Below are 18,281 nucleotides of genomic sequence, written 5' to 3'. Positions count from 1 at the left end.
TTACCTTCTTGCAAAGTCACCGCCAGGTCGCCGTGGTTCCATCAGGCAGGCGTAAACATCGGAACCGGCGGCCCCCCGTCGCTCGGCTTGAACACCACATTCACGTCCAATCCGATGCGAAGACTCTTGGGGTCGCAATCAACGAGATTGGTCAGCATCGTCACGCCCTCATCGAGGGTGACGTAGGCAAGCGTGTAGGCCGCGTCCTCCTTCCCCATGGTGCTGTACGAATAGACTTTGCCCCTGCCGGAGGACGTGATCCATTCGGTCCTGTCGCTCAGGCAGTGCGGGCAAATTGCCCGCGGATAGAAATGGACTTCATCGCAGTCTCCACATTTCTTCAGCAGCAGCTTCCCTTCGGTCGCGGCCTGCCAGAACGGCTCGGTCTCGGGATGCGGACGCGGTGCGGCAATTTTTCTGTTGACGGTTGTCATGTTGTTCACTCCCTTTCCATGATCAGCGTGCCCGCCACATGCCGGGAAGCAAGCGCGCCGCCGATACCGCTCGCGATCGCAAGATCGCAGTTGCCCACCTGCACCTTCGGGTGCGCCTCGCCGCGAAGCTGGCGCACCGCTTCGATCATCTTCGTCATGCCACCCCGGTTTGCCGGGTGATTGTTGCAGAGACCCCCGCCGTCGGTGTTGAACGGCAACCTGCCGACCCCGGAGATCAGGTTGCCGTCGGAGACGAACTTGCCGCCCTCCCCCTTGGCGCAGAACCCGAGATCCTCGAGTTGCACGAGCACGGTGATCGTGAAGCTGTCGTAGATCGACGCGTACCGGATATCGGCCGGTCTGATGCCGGCTTCCGCAAATGCGGCCGGACCCGACCAGATGGCTGCCGAATAGGTCAGATCGACCTTGCCTGCCATGCTGTTCTTCGCCGCTTCGCCGGCGCCGAGAATTTTCACCAGTGGCCGGTTCAGGCGCCGGGCGATTTCCGGGCGCGCGACGATCACCGCCCCGCCCCCGTCGCTGACGACGCAGCAGTCGAGCCGATGCAGCGGGTCGGACACCATCGGAGAATTGACGACGTCCTCCACGCTGACGACCTGGCGCAGCATCGCGTTCGGGTTATGTTGTGCGTGCTGGGACGCGGCCACCTTGATCCACGCCAGCTGCTCGCTCGTCGTCCCGAACTCGTGCATATGACGCTTGGCCACCAGCGCATACAGGTTCTGTGTCGCCGGCGCATACGGCATCTCGAACTGCAGGTCCGGGGTGTCGAAATCCGGCGCCCTGAGGGCGAGCGATGCGCCGGCCGCGCGGGGACGTCCGGCGAGCGTCACCAGGGCGACGTTGCACTTGCCCATGGCAATCGCCTGGGCCGCGTGGGCCACGTGCAGGATCGGCGCCGAGCCTCCCGATTCCGTCGAGTCCATGTGGCGCACTTTCAGCCCGAGGTATTCGACCATCGAGGCGGTACCGAGCCCCGGCGCATCCCCGGCGCAGAAATAACCATCGATATCGTTTTTGGTCAGCCCCGCATCCTCGAGCGCGCCTTTGGCGACGTCTGCATGAAGTCGGGCCACCGATAGCCCATCCGCTTTCCGGGTCGGGTGCTCGTAGGCCCCGACTATGTACGCCTTGCCTTTAATGCTCATCGCTATTGCATCCTTTATACATTGCCCGGCTGCCGGCACTATCCGGCCAGCACCGCGCGGCCGTTGTCGAGCACGGTCGCATCCCGGCTCTTGATCCTGGCGCGGAACGAAACGATCGCGCCACGTTTCCACAACGCAACAGACACGGTCTCGCCGGGGAACATCGGGGCGGAAAAACGCACGTCCAGTTCCCGCAGCGCGACGGGATCGTAGTTGCAGAACTGTTTGAGAATCGCGTGGGCGGCAACACCATAGGTGCACATTCCGTGCAGGATCGGCTGCGGAAACTTGGCGCTTTGCGCCGCCTCGGGATCCGCGTGAATCGGGTTGCGGTCGCCATTGAGCCGGTACAAAAGCGCCGACTGCGGCAACGTCGGCATGTCGATCACCGCATCGGGTTCGCCGGCGGGAATGGCATGGACGTCCCGCGACGGCCCCGAGGGGCCGCCGAAGCCGCCGTCGGCGCGCGCAAACACGGTTCCCTTGACGGTCGCGTACAGCACGCCGGAGGCGGCATCGGTGATCTGCCGTTCCAGGTACAGCAGCGCGCCGCGTCCTTCGCCCTTGTCGATGACCTCGACCACCCGGGTGTCGCCGCGTAACCGCCCGCTCACCGGCAGCGGGCGATGCACGACCAGCCCCTGCTCACCGTGGAGCATCATGCGGTAGTTGAGGCCTGCCCGCGGGTCCACGGCCCAGCCGGTCGGCTGACACATGACCACCGGCATCGTTGGAAACGCCGACAGTCCCTTCTCGTAGACGAAACGCAGTTGCCCGGCATCGAGCGGATCGGCACCCAGCCCCAGGCTCAACGCATAAAACAGGGGTTCCCTGTCAGTGTAGGACTCGACCACCGGGTCCATCACCCAGTTCAGCAAGAAATCTCTATCGATTGGCATAGCCGTTGCTCTCCGTTGCGCAGAAAAAAGGGCTTCCCTTACAGGGATTCCCACGCCGCGAAGTACTCGCCGCCGTCGAGCGGCGTCAGGAACGGCTTCATCGCGGGGATCACGTTCGAGGCGATCGTCTGCAGCGTCCAGCCTTCGGCGTGCGACACCGAGCGAATCGGGCGCATCTGGTTGAACAGCATGATCTCGTTGCGCCGCACACCGAAAATCTGGCCGTTGACATCTTTCGCGGCATCGGAGAGCAGGAACGCCACCAGTGGAGCGATTTTCTCCGGCGTATTGAGCTTGGCGCGCTCGAGCCGCGCCGCCTGCTCGGGCGTCTTGGCCTCGATGCCGGCGAGCATGCGCGTGAAGGCTTGCGGCGAAATGCAGTTCGAGCGGACGTTGAAGGCCTTCATGTCGAGGGCGATACCCTTCGACAACCCGATGATGCCGGCCTTGGCAGCGCCATAGTTGACCTGCCCCATCATGCCGACGACGCCGGTCGGCGAGGTCATGTGCACGAACGCGCCCGACTGCTGTTCCTTGAAGAAAGGCGCCGCCGCGAGCGAGACATAGAACGCGCCGCTCAGGTTCGTGTCGAGAACCAGTTTCCAGTCGTCGACCGTCAGCTTGTGGAACAGGCGGTCACGCAGCACCCCGGCGTTGTTGACGACGGCGTCGAGGCGGCCGAACGTGTCAACCGCCAGCTTGACCATGCGCTGCGCACCCTCGGGATCGGCCACGCTGTCCAGACTCGGTACGGCGACCCCGCCTGCCGCCTCGATCTGCGCGCAGACCTCCCTGGCGGGGCCTTCGCTGCGGCCGTCGCCGGACAGCGACGTGCCGATGTCATTGACCACGACCTTGGCGCCCTGTTGCGCACAGTACATCGCAATGGCTCGTCCGATGCCATTGCCGGCTCCGGTTACGAGAACAACCTTGTCTTTCAATCCCTGTTCCATCTGCGCCCCCTTCAATGATTTATGACTACGCAAAATCAGGCTGCTGTTTCTTGTGCGAACCGGCGAAGGTGATACTGGACGTCGCCGAACAATTGGTTGATGACCATCAGGCGTTTGACGTAATGACCCACGCTGCATTCGTCTGTCATGCCCATGGCACCATGCATCTGGATCGCCTGCTGCCCCACGAAACGGCCGGCGTTGCCGACCTGGACCTTTGCCGCCGACACCAGACGCCGGCGCTGCGCGGCATCGCCACCGGCGTCATCGATCGCCATCGCGGCCACGACGGCCATCGACCGGGCCTGTTCGCAGGCGATCAGCATGTCGACCAGACGATGCTGCAGCGCCTGGAACGTGGCGAGCGGCACGCCGAACTGCTTGCGCACCTTCACGTAATCGACGGTGAGCGCGAGCAGCGCATCGAGGGCACCAGTGGCCTCCGCGCAGAGCGCGGCAACGGCTCGCTCGATGACGTTTTCAAGCAGCGGCAGTGCCTCGCCGACCGGACCGAGCACGTGGTCGACGGGAATGCACGCGTCCCGCAACACGATATCGGCGGCCCGGCGGCCGTCGAGAGTCGAGTAGCCGTGGACCTCGACACCGTGCAGCTTGCGGTCCACGAGGAAGAGCGTGACGCCGTCCCGCTCATGCGCGGCCCCCGCTGTCCTGGCGACGATGAGCAGCATGTCTGCGGTATCGCCGTTCAACACCAGGGTCTTGTGTCCGTTGAGCCGGTAGCCGTCCGAGCCGGGCCGTGCTTCGGCCTCGACGGGCAGGAGTTCATAGCGTCCATCGGGTTCGCCGAACCCCAGCGCAAGCGTGAGTTCGCCGCTGACGACGCGCGGCAGCAAGGCTTGCGCCTGCGCAGGACTGGCAGCGGCCGCCACCAGGGCGCCACCGAGCGCCACTGTCGCGAAATAGGGTTCGCTGGCCAGACTGCGGCCCAGCTCTTCCATGACCAGCATCAATTCCACCGCGGACAGGCCGCTGCCGCCGCAGGCCGAATCGAACGGCAGGCCGAGCAGTCCCATGTCGGCCATCTGCCGCCACCGTCTGGCAGCCACTTCGGCGGAGACCGCAGTTCCGCGGCGCTCGGCCGGATATTCCTGGTCGCAAAACCGGCGCACGACATCGCGCAGTTGCAACTGTTCATCTGAAAAGGAAAAATCCATGGCGATTTCCTAGAGTTCGAGGAGCGACCGGGCAGCCAGATTGCGCTGGATTTCATTCGCGCCGCCGTAAATCGACAACTTGCGCGAATCGAGATAATTGGCTGCGAGAGCAGTCATGTCGGACGGGCCCACCGCTTCGCCCGCATGCTCGAGAAACAGGGCCTCCTCGACGAACGCAACCGCGTGCGGGCCTGCCACCTCGACCAGCATTTCGTAAATCGCCTGCCGCAGCTCCGTTCCCCGGATCTTGAGCAGGGAGGCATCGACGCCGGGAGCCGCCGCGACAGTGGCACCGCTCAGCATGCGCAGCCCGGTGTATTCGAGCGCCAGCAGGTCGATCTCGATCGCCGCGATGCGCGTCCGGAATGAGGGTTCCTCGATCAGCAGGCCGCCTGCTTCCGAGCGCACACAGGCCGCCAGCCGCTTGAGCCGCGCCAGTTGCTGCTTCGATGCACCGACCCCGGCGATGCTGGTGCGCTCGTGCCCCAGCAGATATTTGGCGTACGACCACCCTTTATTGATCTCGCCGATGAGGTTTTCGGCCGGCACGCGCACGTCGTCCAGGAACACTTCGTTGAGATCGTTTCCGCCATCGATGGCGCGAATCGGACGCACGGTAATTCCGGGCGTCTTCAGATCGATGAGCAGAAAGGAAATGCTCTCCTGCGGCTTGCCCGATCCGGTGCGCACCAGGCAGAACAGCCAGTCGCAGAAGTGTGCGTACGAAGTCCAGATTTTGTGGCCGTTGACGATGAAGTGATCGCCGTCGCGCACGGCGCTGGTGCGCATCGACGCGAGGTCGGAACCGGCGCCGGGCTCGGAGAAGCCCTGCGCCCACCACACTTCGCTGCGGCGGATCGGTGGCAGATGGCGGCGCTTTTGCTCCTCGCTGCCGAACGCGATCAATACCGGGCCGAGCATGTTGATACCGCTGGCGATGATGCGCGGTGCGTCACCCAGCAGCGTCTCTTCGTCGAAGATATACCGCTGCACCGGCGTCCATCCCGGGCCACCGTGCTCCACCGGCCAGCCGGGCGTGATCCAGCCGCGCTCGTACAGCTTCGCGTACCAGGCCACGTAATCGGAGCGTTCGAGACGCAAGCCGCGCGCGACCTTCTGGCGGACATCCCCCGGCAGCTGGGCACGCACGAAACTGCGGACCTCCTGCCGGAAAGCTTCGTCTTCTGCGGAAAATTGGAGTTTCATAAGGCCTCTTCCAATGGGAGTGTTCGGAGCGGGCCGCAGACCACCAGCGCGTCCAGCACCACCACGCGGTCGGGGTAGGCGACCAGCGGGTTGATATCAATCTCGGTAACCTCGGGGTTCGTGCGCATCAACGCCCCTACCACCGCGACTGCCGCAGCAACTTTTCGCACGTCGACCGCGGGCGACCCGCGCAGCCCGCGCAACAACGCCGCGCCTTTGAGATGGTGGAGTTCCTCGACGATCTGCGCTTCGCCCAGGTCCGGCGGCAAAAGGCGCACGTCTTTGAGCGCCTCGATCCACACGCCGCCCAGGCCGACCATCACGACCGGCCCCCAGTCCGGATCTCGACGCGCGCCGACGACGAGCTCGAGGCCTTTTTCAGCCATTGTCTCGACCAGCACGCCGTCCAGGACGAGATCGGGGCGGGCTTGCGCGAGATTGGTGTGCAACTGTTCCCAGCCGCGGCGTAGCGCGGCTTCGTCCACGAGCGCCACGATCACCCCCCCGACATCGCTCTTGTGCGGAAGTGCGTCCGCCTGCGCCTTGATCACGACCGGATAGCCGATTTCGGCGGCGATTCGAGTCGCCTCGTCGACGTCACCGGCGAGCCGACCCGCTGGAATCGTCATTCCGGCTGCAGCCAGCCACTGTTTGCCCTGATACTCGGCCACCGTACCGGCCCCGGGCAGCGCACCGGCACGAATCTCCAGCCGGGCCGGTGCTGAACGGGCCCTCTCCAGCGCCCGCGCGTAGGCCGTCACGTGGGCCATTGCCCGCAACGCCCGGTCCTGTGAGCGAAAAAGAGGTACGCGGCTGGCGCGAACGGCGTCGGTCAGTTCCTCGGGCAGCGGCGATTGATCGCCCATGATCACCAGCGCGACTGGCTTGGCGGTGCCGCCGAGGGCTGGAACCAGGTGCCTGGCCCGGTCGAGTTGCGAAAGGCGCGACCCGGCGACCTGGGAAACAATGAGGCTGCCGATGTTCTCGTCGTCGAGCAGACGCGTGGCGACCAGCCCCGGCACCTCAGGGCTCCCTACATGCACGGTGGTGACATCGAGCGGATTGTCGATCGTCGCGTAGGCCGGCAGCAGTTCCCGCAATGCAGCCCCGGTGGTCGCCGAAAGAGCCGGAAACGCAAGGCCAAGAGCGTCGCATTGATCGAGCGCGATGTTCTTCAGCGCGCCCGACATCGTCATGAACGCCGGGCCGCTCGCCGGCGGGTTCGGAAAACGGGAAAGAATCGCGACGGTGTCGAACAACTCATCGAGCGTCTCGACGATGACGACGCCCTCGCTTTCGAGCAGCGTGCGCATTACAGCGTAATCGCCCGCCAGCGCGCCTGTATGGGACTGCGCCGCCTCGCGCGCCCGATCGCTCTTGCCGGGGACCAGCAGGACGACGGGCTTGCCGGCACCTCGGGCGGCGGCCGCCAATTCCAGGAACCGGCGCGGTCGCCGGATCTGCTCGAGATACATCCCGACGACCGCGGTCGATTCGTCCTCGATCAAATGCGCGAGAAAATCCTCGGCGCCGAGCGTTGCCTCGTTGCCCGTGGAGATCGCGTACGTGATGGGCAGCCCCTTGCCTGCAAGCACGTCGCGAATCGTCGCTGCCATCGCCCCGCTCTGGGCCACAATGCCGATGCCCTGCCCGTCGCAGCGCGGAAGTGGCTCGATGGGTTCGAACGTCAGCGGCACGCCATCGATGAAATTGGTGAGCCCCATGCAGTTCGGACCGACAATCGCCAGTCCCGCCTCGCCAGCCACTGTCGCCAGAAGTTCCTGCCGGGTCCGGCCTGCATCTCCTGATTCGGCAAAACCCGAAGAAAAAATCACGGCGGCGTTCGCGCTCCGCTCACCACAAGCGCGCACCGTATCGACAACTGCCGCTTCAGGAATGGCCACCACGACGACATCGACTCCGTGGGGGAGATCGGCCACGCTCGGGACACAGCGTCTGCCCTGGATGTGGGTGCGGCTTCGATTTACGAGATGGATATCGCCTCGATAGCCGAAGTTTTCCAGATTGGCCAGCACGAACCCACCGAACGATCTCGGTTCAGGGGAAGCTCCTACAATCGCGACGGATCGGGGTTTCAGCAAGCGCGACACGGATGGTGTGGTCCGGGATTCTCGGCTAACGATCATGACGTTCCAATCTGTGAATGATTTGGAGAGGACTTGGCACTTGGCGAGCACTTGGACCGCGCTGCGGATGAGCCGTGTTGTAGATGCAGCGAGGAACGGCAGACCGCCCGCAGTCTCATTCTGCACCCTCCTGAACGATGTTAAGTATTATGCACATACGCTCTGGTATACACAATAGGGTTTTGTGCCTTAACTTGATTACAGCATCTCGATGCCGCAATGCATATTATTTCCTGTGCCAGGTGTGGTATATTAACTTTTAATTATTTGTATCCCAGTGGTGATTGCTATGGATCAACGAAGAACCGTCAAGCCCAACCTCGCTTCCTCGATCAGGGACTCGCTGCAGGAAGACATCGAAAGCGGAAAACTTCCCCCGGGAACGCCGTTGGACGAACGCGCCATCGCCGCGCAGTTCTCCGTATCCAGAACCCCGGTGCGGGAAGCGCTCCAGCAGCTCGCCGCGCAAAACCTGGTGCACATCACACCTCGGCAGGGCGTTGTGGTATCCCGCCTGTCGGTTCCCCAACTACGGGACATGCTGGAACTGCTCGGAGAACTCGAGGCGTTATGTGCAAAACTCGCAGCTCGCCGGGCGTCGGAAGAGCTGCGCGCATCGCTGGAAAGCGTCTTGCAGCAAGGTCTGGAAGCGTCCCAATCCGGCAATGTGGGCGAGTACAGCAACGCAAACCTGCGGTTTCACGAGGTTATTTACGCCGGCAGCCGCAACGAGCTTCTCGCGCAGCAGGTTCGGCCGCTGCGCCGGTTGATCCAGCGCTACAACGTCAATAACCGTCAACTGCAAACTCCCACTCAGATCGAGGACTCCATGCGGGCGCACCGCAAAATTGCCGACGCGATCATGACTGGCGATGAAGCACTCGCCTACCGTTTGATGCTTGAGCATGTGCCGGTCGGCGCCAGCGGCTTTTCAGAGTTCCTGTCGTCGCTGCCGGCAAGCTTTTTCGAGTAGCAGAAGGCAGATCGTCGTTGGCAAGGCCAAACACGATCAGATCCTTCTGTTCTCCGCTATTCCTGCGCAATGCCGTACCAGGCTTCGTAGTGGAACCCACGCTTCTGTTACGTACAACCTTCGTAGGGCGCAAGCTCCACAGAGCCCGACGCGGGCTATGGCTCGGTTCGACGAGCCGGACGATCCCAGTTTCTTGCGTGGTACCCCCCGCAGCCGGACGCAATCGGCCAGCCGCCGGGGGGCGTGTTTTTTACTACGCGGTCAAGATGTCGTCGGCAGCATCGTTTTTCCAACTTTCATGACGAGAGTGAATATTCATCCACCAGGCGCTGCAGCTCGAGCCTTTTGGAAGTCAGTGTTTTAGCCAGAAATGGCTCAAATCCTGACCGACATAGTTGGTCGGGGCGGCCACATACCCCTGCAGTTTCGAGTCAACCACGGTGGTACGACGCCCCCAGAACAGCGGCAATGTGTACCCCTGGTTCAGGATGTGTTCCTCCAGCCCGTGAATTACGGCAAGGCGTTTGGCAGGATCCGGAATGCGCGCCTGCTCTTCCATCAACGCATCGACCTTCTTGTCGGAATATCGGCTGATATTGGACGGATTTCGCTCGAACGAGATGAAATTCGACCACTTGGCAGTCGGATCGTCGAGATAATCAGGTAGATACTCGACGGTCAGATCGAAGTCGCCCGCCCGCCGGCGCGCGAAAAATTGCGGATCCTCGACCTGCTCCTGCACCATCGTGACCCCGACCTGACGCAGCTGGTCGATCAGGTAAACCCCGAGAAAAGGCCACGGCTTGCGATTCAGGAAAGTGAGCTTGAGGTCGGTCTGACCGGCTTCGGCGAGCAGGCGCCGGGCTTCGGCCCGGGCTGCCTCCATGTCGCGCCCGAACCCAGGAAGCCGCTCGAGTTCGGCGTTGCTGCGCGCGAATTCGGATCCCGGCCGTGCCAGTGCGCCCACGACGCTGAGCGTCGAAGTGCGTTCCATCGCTTTCGAGCCCCCCCAGTGATCGAGCGCAAGGGCGAGCGCCTTGCGCACCCGGACGTCTGCAAGGGCGGGCTTCTGGGTATTCACGGAAGCCATGAAAAGGGTCGAGATGGCCGGGTTCGCTTCGAAGATCTGCACCTCTTTTCCCCGCGAGGCGACGATGCGTTCGGCCTCGAGCGGCGAGACGCCACGAAAATCCACCATCACCTGACCGGCCGCGAGCGCGTTGACCGTTGCCGCGGGCGTCAGCGACAGCGCCTTGAAGCCATCGAGATACGGCAGTCCCTGGCGGAAGTACTCCGGAAACCTCTCCCCGACCCATTCGGCCCCGGGCGTGTAGTGCACGAACTTGAACGGCCCCGACCCCATCACTTTTTTCGCGGGATACGCAGGATCGCTACCCAGCAGGCTCTCCGAATAGATGCAGCCGTAGGGCTGCGCGAACAGCGCGAGCATTGAGACGTTCGGCTGCGACAGCCGGAACACCACGGTCTGCGGATCGGGCGTGTCGATGGCGGCGACGTCGTTATAGAGTTCCTTGCGCACGGAAACGACGCCGGGAGGCGGATTGCGCATGCGCTCGAAGCTCGCGCGCACGTCCGCCGAGGTCAGTGCCGAGCCGTCGTGAAACTTGATGTTCGGCCGCAGCTTGAATTCATAGACCAGACCGTCGTCCGAGACCGTCCACGATTCGGCCACGTCGCCGACGACCTTCGGATAGTTGGCAGGATCGATCGTCAGCAGTGTCGAATAATGGGGCGCCACGCGATACATCACGTTGAGCGAGCCCGCGGCATGGCAATCGAGCGTAGCGGGCTCCCCCAGGGACACCGCAAATACCAGGTTGCCGCCGCGCTGCGGCTCGGCGTAAGCGAGTCCTTGGGCTGCGAACAAAACCGCCGTCGCCGGCACTACCGTGGCCATCCATTTCCTTGCTTTCACTGTCTCGCCTCCTTGTTGTCTTGTAGATTTGCCAACTGAACTTCCCGGCCCACCGCAATTCCCTTCACTCGCGGAACTTCGGATCGAGCGTGTCGCGCAAGGCATCGCCCAACAAACTGAATGCAAACACCGTCAAGCTGATCGCCAGGCCGGGGAACAGCACCGTCCATGGCGCCTGGGCGAAGGACTGCACTGCCACGCCGGACAGCATCAGGCCCCACGAGGGTGTCGGATCTGCGACGCCGACTCCGAGGAATGACAGCGCCGCCTCGAGAAGAATGGTTTGGGCCGTGAATGCGGAGAGCAGAACCAGCCACGGCGCGATCAGGTTGGGTGCCATGTGCCCGAGGATGATGCGCGAGTGCGAAAAACCGGCTGCCCGTGCCGCATCGATGTAGGGCATGGTGCGCACCGTCAGCGCGGCCGATCGGATCACGCGCGCCGCCTTCGGTATGTAGGGTATGGCCACGGCGAAGAGCAGGTTCACATCGATGCTGAATACTTCCCGTCGCCCGAGCACCGCCGCGACGATCAGCGCCAGGATGATCACCGGCAGGGACAACAGGATATCCACGAGCCGCTGCAGGGCCGTGTCGATCCAGCCGCCGAAATATGCCGACGTGACTCCCAGCAGCCCCCCGGCGATCCCCCCCAGCAGCGAGGCGCAGATGCCCATGATCAGCGCAGTGCGAGCACCGTGGATGAGTCGGGAAAAGATGTCGCGCCCGAACTCGTCGGTGCCGGCCCAATGCGTCCGGTCAGGCGCCTGGAGCAGGTTGGCATAGTCGGTCGCCAGCGGATCGAATGGCGCCACCCAAGGTGCGAAGATACCTGCGAGCAGGATCACGCAGATGAGCAGCAGGCTTGCGAGGCCGAGTGGCTGCTCCCTGGCAAACCGCCCGATTCCCTTCCGCCACTTCGCCTTCCTTGGGTCCTGCCGGGACGCAACGCTCTTCAGCGGCACTGCGATCGCTTCCATGTCGGTTTCTCCCGTCTGCTTGTGTCAGTAATTTCTTTCACCGCTTCAGCGCTGGCGCACCCTGGGGTCGAGCGCCGCGTAGAGAAGATCCGTCGCGAAGTTCACGGTGACGAAGAAGATGGCAAACAGCATGACCAGGCCCTGGATGAGGGTGAAGTCGTTTTGACTGACGGCCTGAATGAGTAGCTTGCCGATGCCGTTCAAGTTGAAAACCTGCTCCGTGACGACGAGGCCGCCGAGCAGGAACGCGAACTCCATGCCGACCACCGTCACCGCAGGGAGCAGCGCATTGCCGAGGGCGTGCCGCACCACCACGGCCCGCTCCGACACCCCCTTCGAGCGCGCCGTCCGGATGTAGTCCTCGTTGAGCACTTCCAGCAGCGATGATCGGAGCATGCGCGCGATCATCGCCGACATGCGGGCGCCGACCACCAGCGCAGGCCAGATCAGCTGCGTGAGGTTCGCGACGGGATCCTTCATGAACGAGATCGGCTCGATCGGCGGCATCCAGTCGAACAGCAGCAACAGGCACAGCAGCAGCACCATGCCGAGCCAGAACGCCGGCACCGACAGCCAGGCGACGGTCAACACCCGGATCGCCTGATCGAGCCAGCTGCCATGGGTCAGCGCGGCGGTGATGCCCAGCGGCACGGCAATGACAATGGCGATGATCGTCGCCATCACGGCCACCTGCATCGTCACTCCCAGGCGGCTGGATATCTCGTCCACCACCGGTCGGTCGGTCCACATCGAGCGCCCCAGTTCGAAGTGGGACAGGCCGACCATCCAGTCGGCAAACTGTACGTGCAACGGGCGATCGAGACCGAGTCGGGCACGCTCCACGGCGATGACCTGCTCGGACACGCTGCCGCCCTCGGCCAGAAATTTCGCCTCCACCACATCCCCGGGAAGCACGCGCAGCAACAGGAACACCAGCGCGGCAACCCCGGCCAGCGTGATGATCAGCTGCAACAACTTGTTGGCAAGATATCGGGACACGGATCTTCTCCAGTCAGAGTTTCAGGCAAGCCGCCCGATGGCCGGGGCGCACTTCCCTTAGTTCCGGAACGGTATGGCTGCATGCGTCGTCCGCCATCGGACAACGCGTACGGAACGGACAACCGGAAGGGGGTGAGAACGGGCTCGGCAACTCGCCACGGATCAGGGCCGCGTGACGCAATTTTTCCTTGGCGGGGTCGGGTGTGGGTGCCGCCTCGAGCAGCAGGCGCGTATACGGATGCAGCGGCTCGCCGTAGAGGCTTTCCCGGTCCGCGACCTCCATCACACGTCCCAGGTACATGACCATCACCCGTGTCGAGATGTGACGCACCACCGCGAGGTCATGGGCGATGAAAAGGTAGGCGATGCCGTACTTCGCTTGCAGGTCCGCCAGGAGGTTGACGATCTGTCCCTGAATCGACACATCCAGCGCGGACACTGCCTCGTCGCAGACGATAAATGACGGTTCCATCGCGAGGGCGCGGGCGATTCCTACCCGCTGGCGCTGCCCGCCGGAAATCTGGTGCGGATAACGGTCATGCAGGTCCGGACGCAATCCCACCTGCGCCAGCAGTTCCTCGACACGCTGCCGCGTCGCGGCCCGACCCGCGGTGATGCGGTGCACCCGCAGCGGCTCGGCGATGATGTCGCCTATTGACTTGCGCGGATTCAGCGACGCGTAGGGATCCTGAAACACCACCTGGAAGCGGCGTCGCAACGATCGAAGTTCGCCGTGGTCGGCATGGGTGACGTCGCGTCCGTCAAATTCTATCCGTCCGGCTGTCGGCTCCTCCAGGCGGAGCAGCAAACGCCCGACGGTGGATTTGCCACACCCGGACTCGCCGACCAGCCCCAGCGTCTCGCCGACGCCGATCGTGAAACTCACGTCGGAGACCGCCTTGACCGTGCGGGTCGTGCCACTCCAACCGGTGCGAACCGCGTAATCGCGCGCCAGCCCTTCGACGCTGACCAGCACTTTTCCCGGGATACGGGAGGGCGCGATCGCGGCAGCCCCGTACTGGTTGCCCAGCCAATGTATCCGTCCGGCGGCAAGATCGTCGGCACGCACACAGGCCGACAATCCGCCGGTATCGGTCGCCCGCAGGACCGGTGTCTCCTTGCACGCGGCGACCTCATGTGGGCAACGGGGCGCAAAGCGGCAGCCCGCCTGCGGCTTGCCCAGATCGGGCGGCAGCCCTTCGATCGCCTCCAGACGAGCGCATCGTTCGCTATCGAGGCGCGGCACCGAGCACAGCAGGCCTGCGGTGTACAGGTGACGCGGGCGGAAGAACACTGCCTCTGCACTTCCCTGCTCGGCAACCCTGCCCGCATACATCACGACGACACGGTCTGCGTAGCGCGCGACCACTCCCAGGTTGTGGGTAATGATGACCATCGCGATGCCGAGGCGCACCGACAGGTCCTTCATCAATTCCAGGATCTGCGCCTGGATCGTCACATCCAGCGCCGTGGTGGGCTCGTCCGCGATGATCAACTTCGGATCGCACGCCAGCCCGATGGCGATCATGACGCGCTGGCGCATCCCGCCGGAGAACTGATGCGGATACTGGTCGAGGCGGGACTCGGCATCGGTGATGCCCACCAGCGACAGCAGCTCGGCCGCACGATGGCGCGCCTGCGCGGCATCCATCCCCTTGTGGATACGCAACGACTCGGTGATCTGGGAGCCGATGGTCAGGATCGGGTTGAGGGAGGTCATCGGGTCCTGGAAGATCATGGCGATGTCACGGCCACGAATCTGGCGCATGGCCTTCGCATCCAGGCGCAACAGGTCCCGTCCTTCGAACGCGATCCGCCCGGCCGCTACCTCACCGGACCTCGGCAACAGGCCCATGATCGACAGGGCGGTGACTGATTTGCCCGAACCGGATTCCCCGACGATCGCCACGACTTCGTTGCGATCGACGTCGAAACTCACGTCTGTCAGCGCCTCGGTGCGCCCTCTCGAAGTATTGAATGCAACGTGCAAACCCTGCACCGACAGCAAAGGGCCGTCAAAGCTGCGCTCGCCACAGGGCGCACGTCCCTCCCCGGATGAACAGGAAGCCGGCCTGCCCTGCCCCTGCGCGACGCGCGCCATGATGGCATCGCTGTAAGGCACCATTGTCGTCACCCTCCTCGTTTTCACCGATGGCAAGCCGGAGAACACCTCCAGGCTTTCGGTTATTTTTTAGAGCTCGGTATACAAAATGAGCTTATTAGTATTTTTAGCCATGGTACTCGCTACCCTGCAAACATTCCACACGCTGTCGACAAAATTTTTGGACGCCGCCGATATTCAATCTTTCCGGCGGAGTCCCTGCTCTCAGGCGGTGACGACGCGGGCCGCCTTGCCGGGGGTGACCAGGCGCCGGACGAGGTCCTCGTTGAGCTCGATGCCCAGCCCCGGGCCGTCGTTCGGGTACAGGTAGCCGCCTTCGAAGCGCGGCACGTTGAGCGCGATGTCGTTGTCGATGTCGCGGCTGTTGAGGCAGTCGTGGATGTGCAGCGGACCGGCGTTCTCCTGCGGGAACTGCGCAATCCAGTCGTTGGCCGCCAGCAGGTGCGCCGCCGGGCTCGCCTCGAGCCCCGAGCCCACCATGCAGCCGCAGATCACCGGCAGGTTCGCCAGCCGCGCCAGCGTCAGCCAGCGCTGCGCCTTCAAGAGCCCGCCCGCCTTCTGCGTCTTGATCATCAGCCCGTCGGCCGCGCCCTTGTTGATGATCGCCAACAGGTCGTGCAGCTCCTGCGCCGACTCGTCGGCGTAGATCGGCGTGGCGACCTTGCCGCGCAGCCGCGCCATCCCGTCCAGGTCCCACGCCGGCAGCGGCTGCTCGATCTTCGACAGGTTGTACTTCTCCAGCGCGCGGATCGTCGTGAGCGCCTGGTCGTAGGTCCACGCGCCATTGATGTCGATAAACAGATCCACGTCGTCGCCGACCGCGCGACGCACTTCGGCCACCATCGCGATGTCGGCCTTCAGCGGCCCGCCCGCCTTGAGCTTGACGAAGTGAAAGCCTTCCCGCAGCACCGCCAGCGCCTCTTCGGCCACCGCTTCGGGCTCGCCCGCCCCGAGCACCAGCCCCAGCGGAATGCGCTCGATCGTCTTGCCCCCGAGCAGCTGGTACACCGGCACCCCGAAGCGCTTGCCCACCAGGTCGTGCAGCGCAAAGTCCACCGTCGCCTTCGCCTGGTTGTTGTCGCGCGTCAGGATGTCCATCCGCCCGACGATCTTCTCGATCTTCGTCGGGTCCTCGCCGAGCAGCACTTTGGGCGCGAAAAAGTCGCAGATCATCGACGTGATCGAATCCTGCGTCTCGCCGCGATACCACGACGAGGTGTCGCCCGCATCGGCAATCCCCACCAGCCCTTCGTCGCTGTGGAGCTTCAGCAGCACCCCGTCGATGCGCGCCAGCGTCGCCCCCCGCATCAGCTGCGCACGCTTCATCGGCGTCGAGATCGGAATCACTTCCACTTTCGTTATCTTCATGGCGTTGCTCCCGTCACCCGCTCATTCTTCGCCGGGCTGCTTGCCCGGCTCGAAGCCGCCGACCTCGTGATAGACGATCTTGTGCTCTTCCTCGAACGCGCGCACGCTCGGGATCCGGCCCGGCAGGCCCAGCTCCTGCCAGCGTGAGGCGACCTTGTCGTAAGTGCTGCGGCTCAGCGTCGTGCGCTTCGAGAACACCGGCAGGTGACGGTGTTCCTTGCACGCGTTGATCAGTGCCTTGGAGCCGTAGGGGCGGTTTTCCGGCGGGTTCTGCGTTGGGTCGAGCCAGGTGCTCCAGGTGTTGCGCAGGATGTCGATGTCGTCAATCGGATTGCAGCGGCTGGCCATCGCCCAGATCACCTGATCCATGTCGGTGGGGTCGATGTCCTCATCCACCGCGATGATCAGCTTGGTGTAGTACGCGCCGCCGGGACACTGCGCAGCCAGCGCCAGCGCCTGGGCGGCATGGCCCGCGTAGCGCTGCTCGAGACTGATCACTGTGACGCCGAAACCGCCGGCCGCGGCAGGATGCGCGTAGACTCCGTGGATACCCGGGATGCCGAGCTTGTCGAGGTCGTCCCAGATCTTGGCCGAACGCACGACGGAGAAGAAGCCGCTCTGCTCGCAGGACGGGTAATCCGCCATCAGCGCGTTGGTCAGGATCGGCTTGGAACGGTAATGGACCGCGGTGACCTCCACCAGCGGGCAGCCTGCTTCAGGCCGGCCGTAGTAGCCCGGGAATTCGCCGAACGGGCCTTCAGGCTTGACCGAACCCGGCCGGATGATGCCCTCGATCACCAGTTCGGCGTTGGCCGGCAACAGCAGATCGGTCGTCGTGCCGCGCACCACCGGGATCGCCTGCCCCTTGATGCCGCCGGCAAATTCGTACTCGGATACGTTCTTCGGGAACGTCTGCGACCCGACCATCATGAACAGCGGATCAATGCCCCACGCCGCCGCAACCTGGATCGACTCCCCCCGTTCCCAGGCACGGGTGATATGGAGGCGCGCATCCTTGCCCGGGGACATGTACAGGCCGACCTGGTTCTTCCCCTGCAGCATCATCCGGTAGGTACCGATGTTGATGTAACCGCTGTCCGGATCCCGCGTGATCACCGCATCCGCGGTGCCAGCGTAGCGGCCGCCGTCGAGCGGCCAGTGCTTCGGAATCGGCAACAGGTTCAGGTCGATCTGGTCACCGGTCAGCGTGTTCTCGTACACGGGCGCTTCGCTGCGTGACACCTCACGCGGCGGGATGCGCCGCTTGAGCTTGTCCTTGGCCAGGCGGATCAGCTCCACGACCGGCGTATCGACCGGCTCTTCCAGCGTCAGCGCGACGCGCTTGACGCTCGGGCCGAGGATATTCCACAGCAGTCGCGCGCCGATCGGGCTTTTCTCAAACCCGGCAGCCTGCTCGAACAGTACTGCGGGCGACGGATCCTGCTTAGCCAGCAGGTAGCCGACGGCGCTCATTTCCTCGTCGCGATCGACCGGCTGCTTGACCCGCACCAACTCGCCCATCTCCTCTACGCGGCCCAGCCACTCGCGCAAATCCTGAATCGGCTCGGTCCCCGCATTGTTCTCCACCTCTGATGCTTCAAACGGCTTATTCATTGCAAATTCTCCCAAGAGATAAACCCGCCACTATTCGCGTAGCCCACACGACCGCACGACCGCTTCGTGTTAGTCTCATAATGTGAGATTTATAAACATATGTCAACCTTCTCTAATCGTTAACAACAAATATTTCTAAGTAGCTGATTAGTATGCATACTTTTATCATTAAAACCAGATATTAAGAGTTTTCAACTCCCGTAGTGTCTATTATCTCAGTCTCTGTATATAAGATTAGATAACCACATAGCCCGAAACTCCTTTTGCTACGATCATCAGTCCTGCAGTAAAGTCCGCAGCGGATATC

Annotated in this window: 14 protein-coding genes; 1 reads left to right on the top strand and 13 read right to left on the bottom strand. The window is 63.4% G+C overall.

What is annotated here, in order from left to right:
* Positions 1-41 precede the first annotated feature (41 nt).
* From EBN1_RS16030 to EBN1_RS16000, 7 genes are read right to left on the bottom strand one after another with little or no spacing between them, the layout of a single operon-like run.
* Positions 42-434, bottom strand: coding sequence for a Zn-ribbon domain-containing OB-fold protein (locus EBN1_RS16030; protein ID WP_011239016.1), 393 nt, complete (start codon positions 432-434; stop codon positions 42-44).
* A gap of 5 nt (positions 435-439) precedes the next feature.
* Positions 440-1,642: a thiolase domain-containing protein gene (locus EBN1_RS16025; protein ID WP_241762751.1), complete on the bottom strand. Its 1,203-nt coding sequence runs from the start codon at positions 1,640-1,642 to the stop codon at positions 440-442.
* On the bottom strand, positions 1,642-2,502 hold the full coding sequence (locus tag EBN1_RS16020; protein ID WP_011239014.1) for a MaoC family dehydratase: 861 nt from the start codon (positions 2,500-2,502) through the stop codon (positions 1,642-1,644). Before EBN1_RS16020 ends, EBN1_RS16025 begins: the two co-directional genes overlap by 1 nt.
* Positions 2,503-2,540: 38 nt before the next feature.
* Positions 2,541-3,443, bottom strand: coding sequence for an SDR family oxidoreductase (locus EBN1_RS16015; protein ID WP_241762750.1), 903 nt, complete (start codon positions 3,441-3,443; stop codon positions 2,541-2,543).
* A 47-nt stretch (positions 3,444-3,490) separates the two neighbouring features.
* Positions 3,491-4,630, bottom strand: a complete 1,140-nt coding sequence (locus tag EBN1_RS16010; protein WP_011239012.1) for an acyl-CoA dehydrogenase family protein — start codon at positions 4,628-4,630, stop codon at positions 3,491-3,493.
* Positions 4,631-4,639: 9 nt separating this feature from the next.
* Entirely contained in the window at positions 4,640-5,836 is a 1,197-nt protein-coding gene (locus EBN1_RS16005; RefSeq protein ID WP_011239011.1) for an acyl-CoA dehydrogenase family protein, read from the bottom strand.
* The gene (locus EBN1_RS16000) at positions 5,833-7,983 is read right to left on the bottom strand and encodes an acetate--CoA ligase family protein (RefSeq protein ID WP_011239010.1); all 2,151 of its coding nucleotides are present in this window, start codon (positions 7,981-7,983) and stop codon (positions 5,833-5,835) included. The genes EBN1_RS16005 and EBN1_RS16000 overlap by 4 nt, the downstream gene beginning before the upstream one ends.
* Before the next feature lie 289 nt (positions 7,984-8,272).
* Here EBN1_RS16000 and EBN1_RS15995 point away from each other — a divergent pair, with 289 nt between their 5' ends.
* Positions 8,273-8,956, top strand: coding sequence for a GntR family transcriptional regulator (locus EBN1_RS15995; RefSeq protein WP_011239009.1), 684 nt, complete (start codon positions 8,273-8,275; stop codon positions 8,954-8,956).
* A 352-nt stretch (positions 8,957-9,308) separates the two neighbouring features.
* Here EBN1_RS15995 and EBN1_RS15990 read toward each other — a convergent pair whose 3' ends face one another.
* The 6 genes from EBN1_RS15990 to EBN1_RS15965 form a co-directional block, all read right to left on the bottom strand.
* Complete coding sequence (locus tag EBN1_RS15990; RefSeq protein ID WP_011239008.1) at positions 9,309-10,892, bottom strand: ABC transporter substrate-binding protein; 1,584 nt, start codon at positions 10,890-10,892, stop codon at positions 9,309-9,311.
* 64 nt (positions 10,893-10,956) lie between these two features.
* Positions 10,957-11,871 (bottom strand): ABC transporter permease, encoded by a 915-nt coding sequence (locus tag EBN1_RS15985; RefSeq protein WP_011239007.1) that lies wholly within the window; start codon positions 11,869-11,871, stop codon positions 10,957-10,959.
* 45 nt (positions 11,872-11,916) lie between these two features.
* Positions 11,917-12,870, bottom strand: coding sequence for an ABC transporter permease (locus tag EBN1_RS15980; RefSeq protein WP_011239006.1), 954 nt, complete (start codon positions 12,868-12,870; stop codon positions 11,917-11,919).
* A 13-nt stretch (positions 12,871-12,883) separates the two neighbouring features.
* Positions 12,884-14,995: an ABC transporter ATP-binding protein gene (locus EBN1_RS15975; RefSeq protein ID WP_011239005.1), complete on the bottom strand. Its 2,112-nt coding sequence runs from the start codon at positions 14,993-14,995 to the stop codon at positions 12,884-12,886.
* 201 nt (positions 14,996-15,196) lie between these two features.
* A complete protein-coding gene (locus EBN1_RS15970) occupies positions 15,197-16,360 on the bottom strand; it encodes a mandelate racemase/muconate lactonizing enzyme family protein (RefSeq protein ID WP_011238997.1) in 1,164 nt (387 codons plus the stop codon).
* Between the two features lie 21 nt (positions 16,361-16,381).
* Positions 16,382-17,974: a UbiD family decarboxylase gene (locus EBN1_RS15965; RefSeq protein ID WP_011239004.1), complete on the bottom strand. Its 1,593-nt coding sequence runs from the start codon at positions 17,972-17,974 to the stop codon at positions 16,382-16,384.
* Between the last annotated feature and the right edge of the window lie 307 nt (positions 17,975-18,281).

This window comes from Aromatoleum aromaticum EbN1, from assembly GCF_000025965.1.
In the GTDB taxonomy this organism is placed as follows: domain Bacteria; phylum Pseudomonadota; class Gammaproteobacteria; order Burkholderiales; family Rhodocyclaceae; genus Aromatoleum; species Aromatoleum aromaticum.
This window is presented reverse-complemented; position numbering and strand designations above follow the sequence as displayed.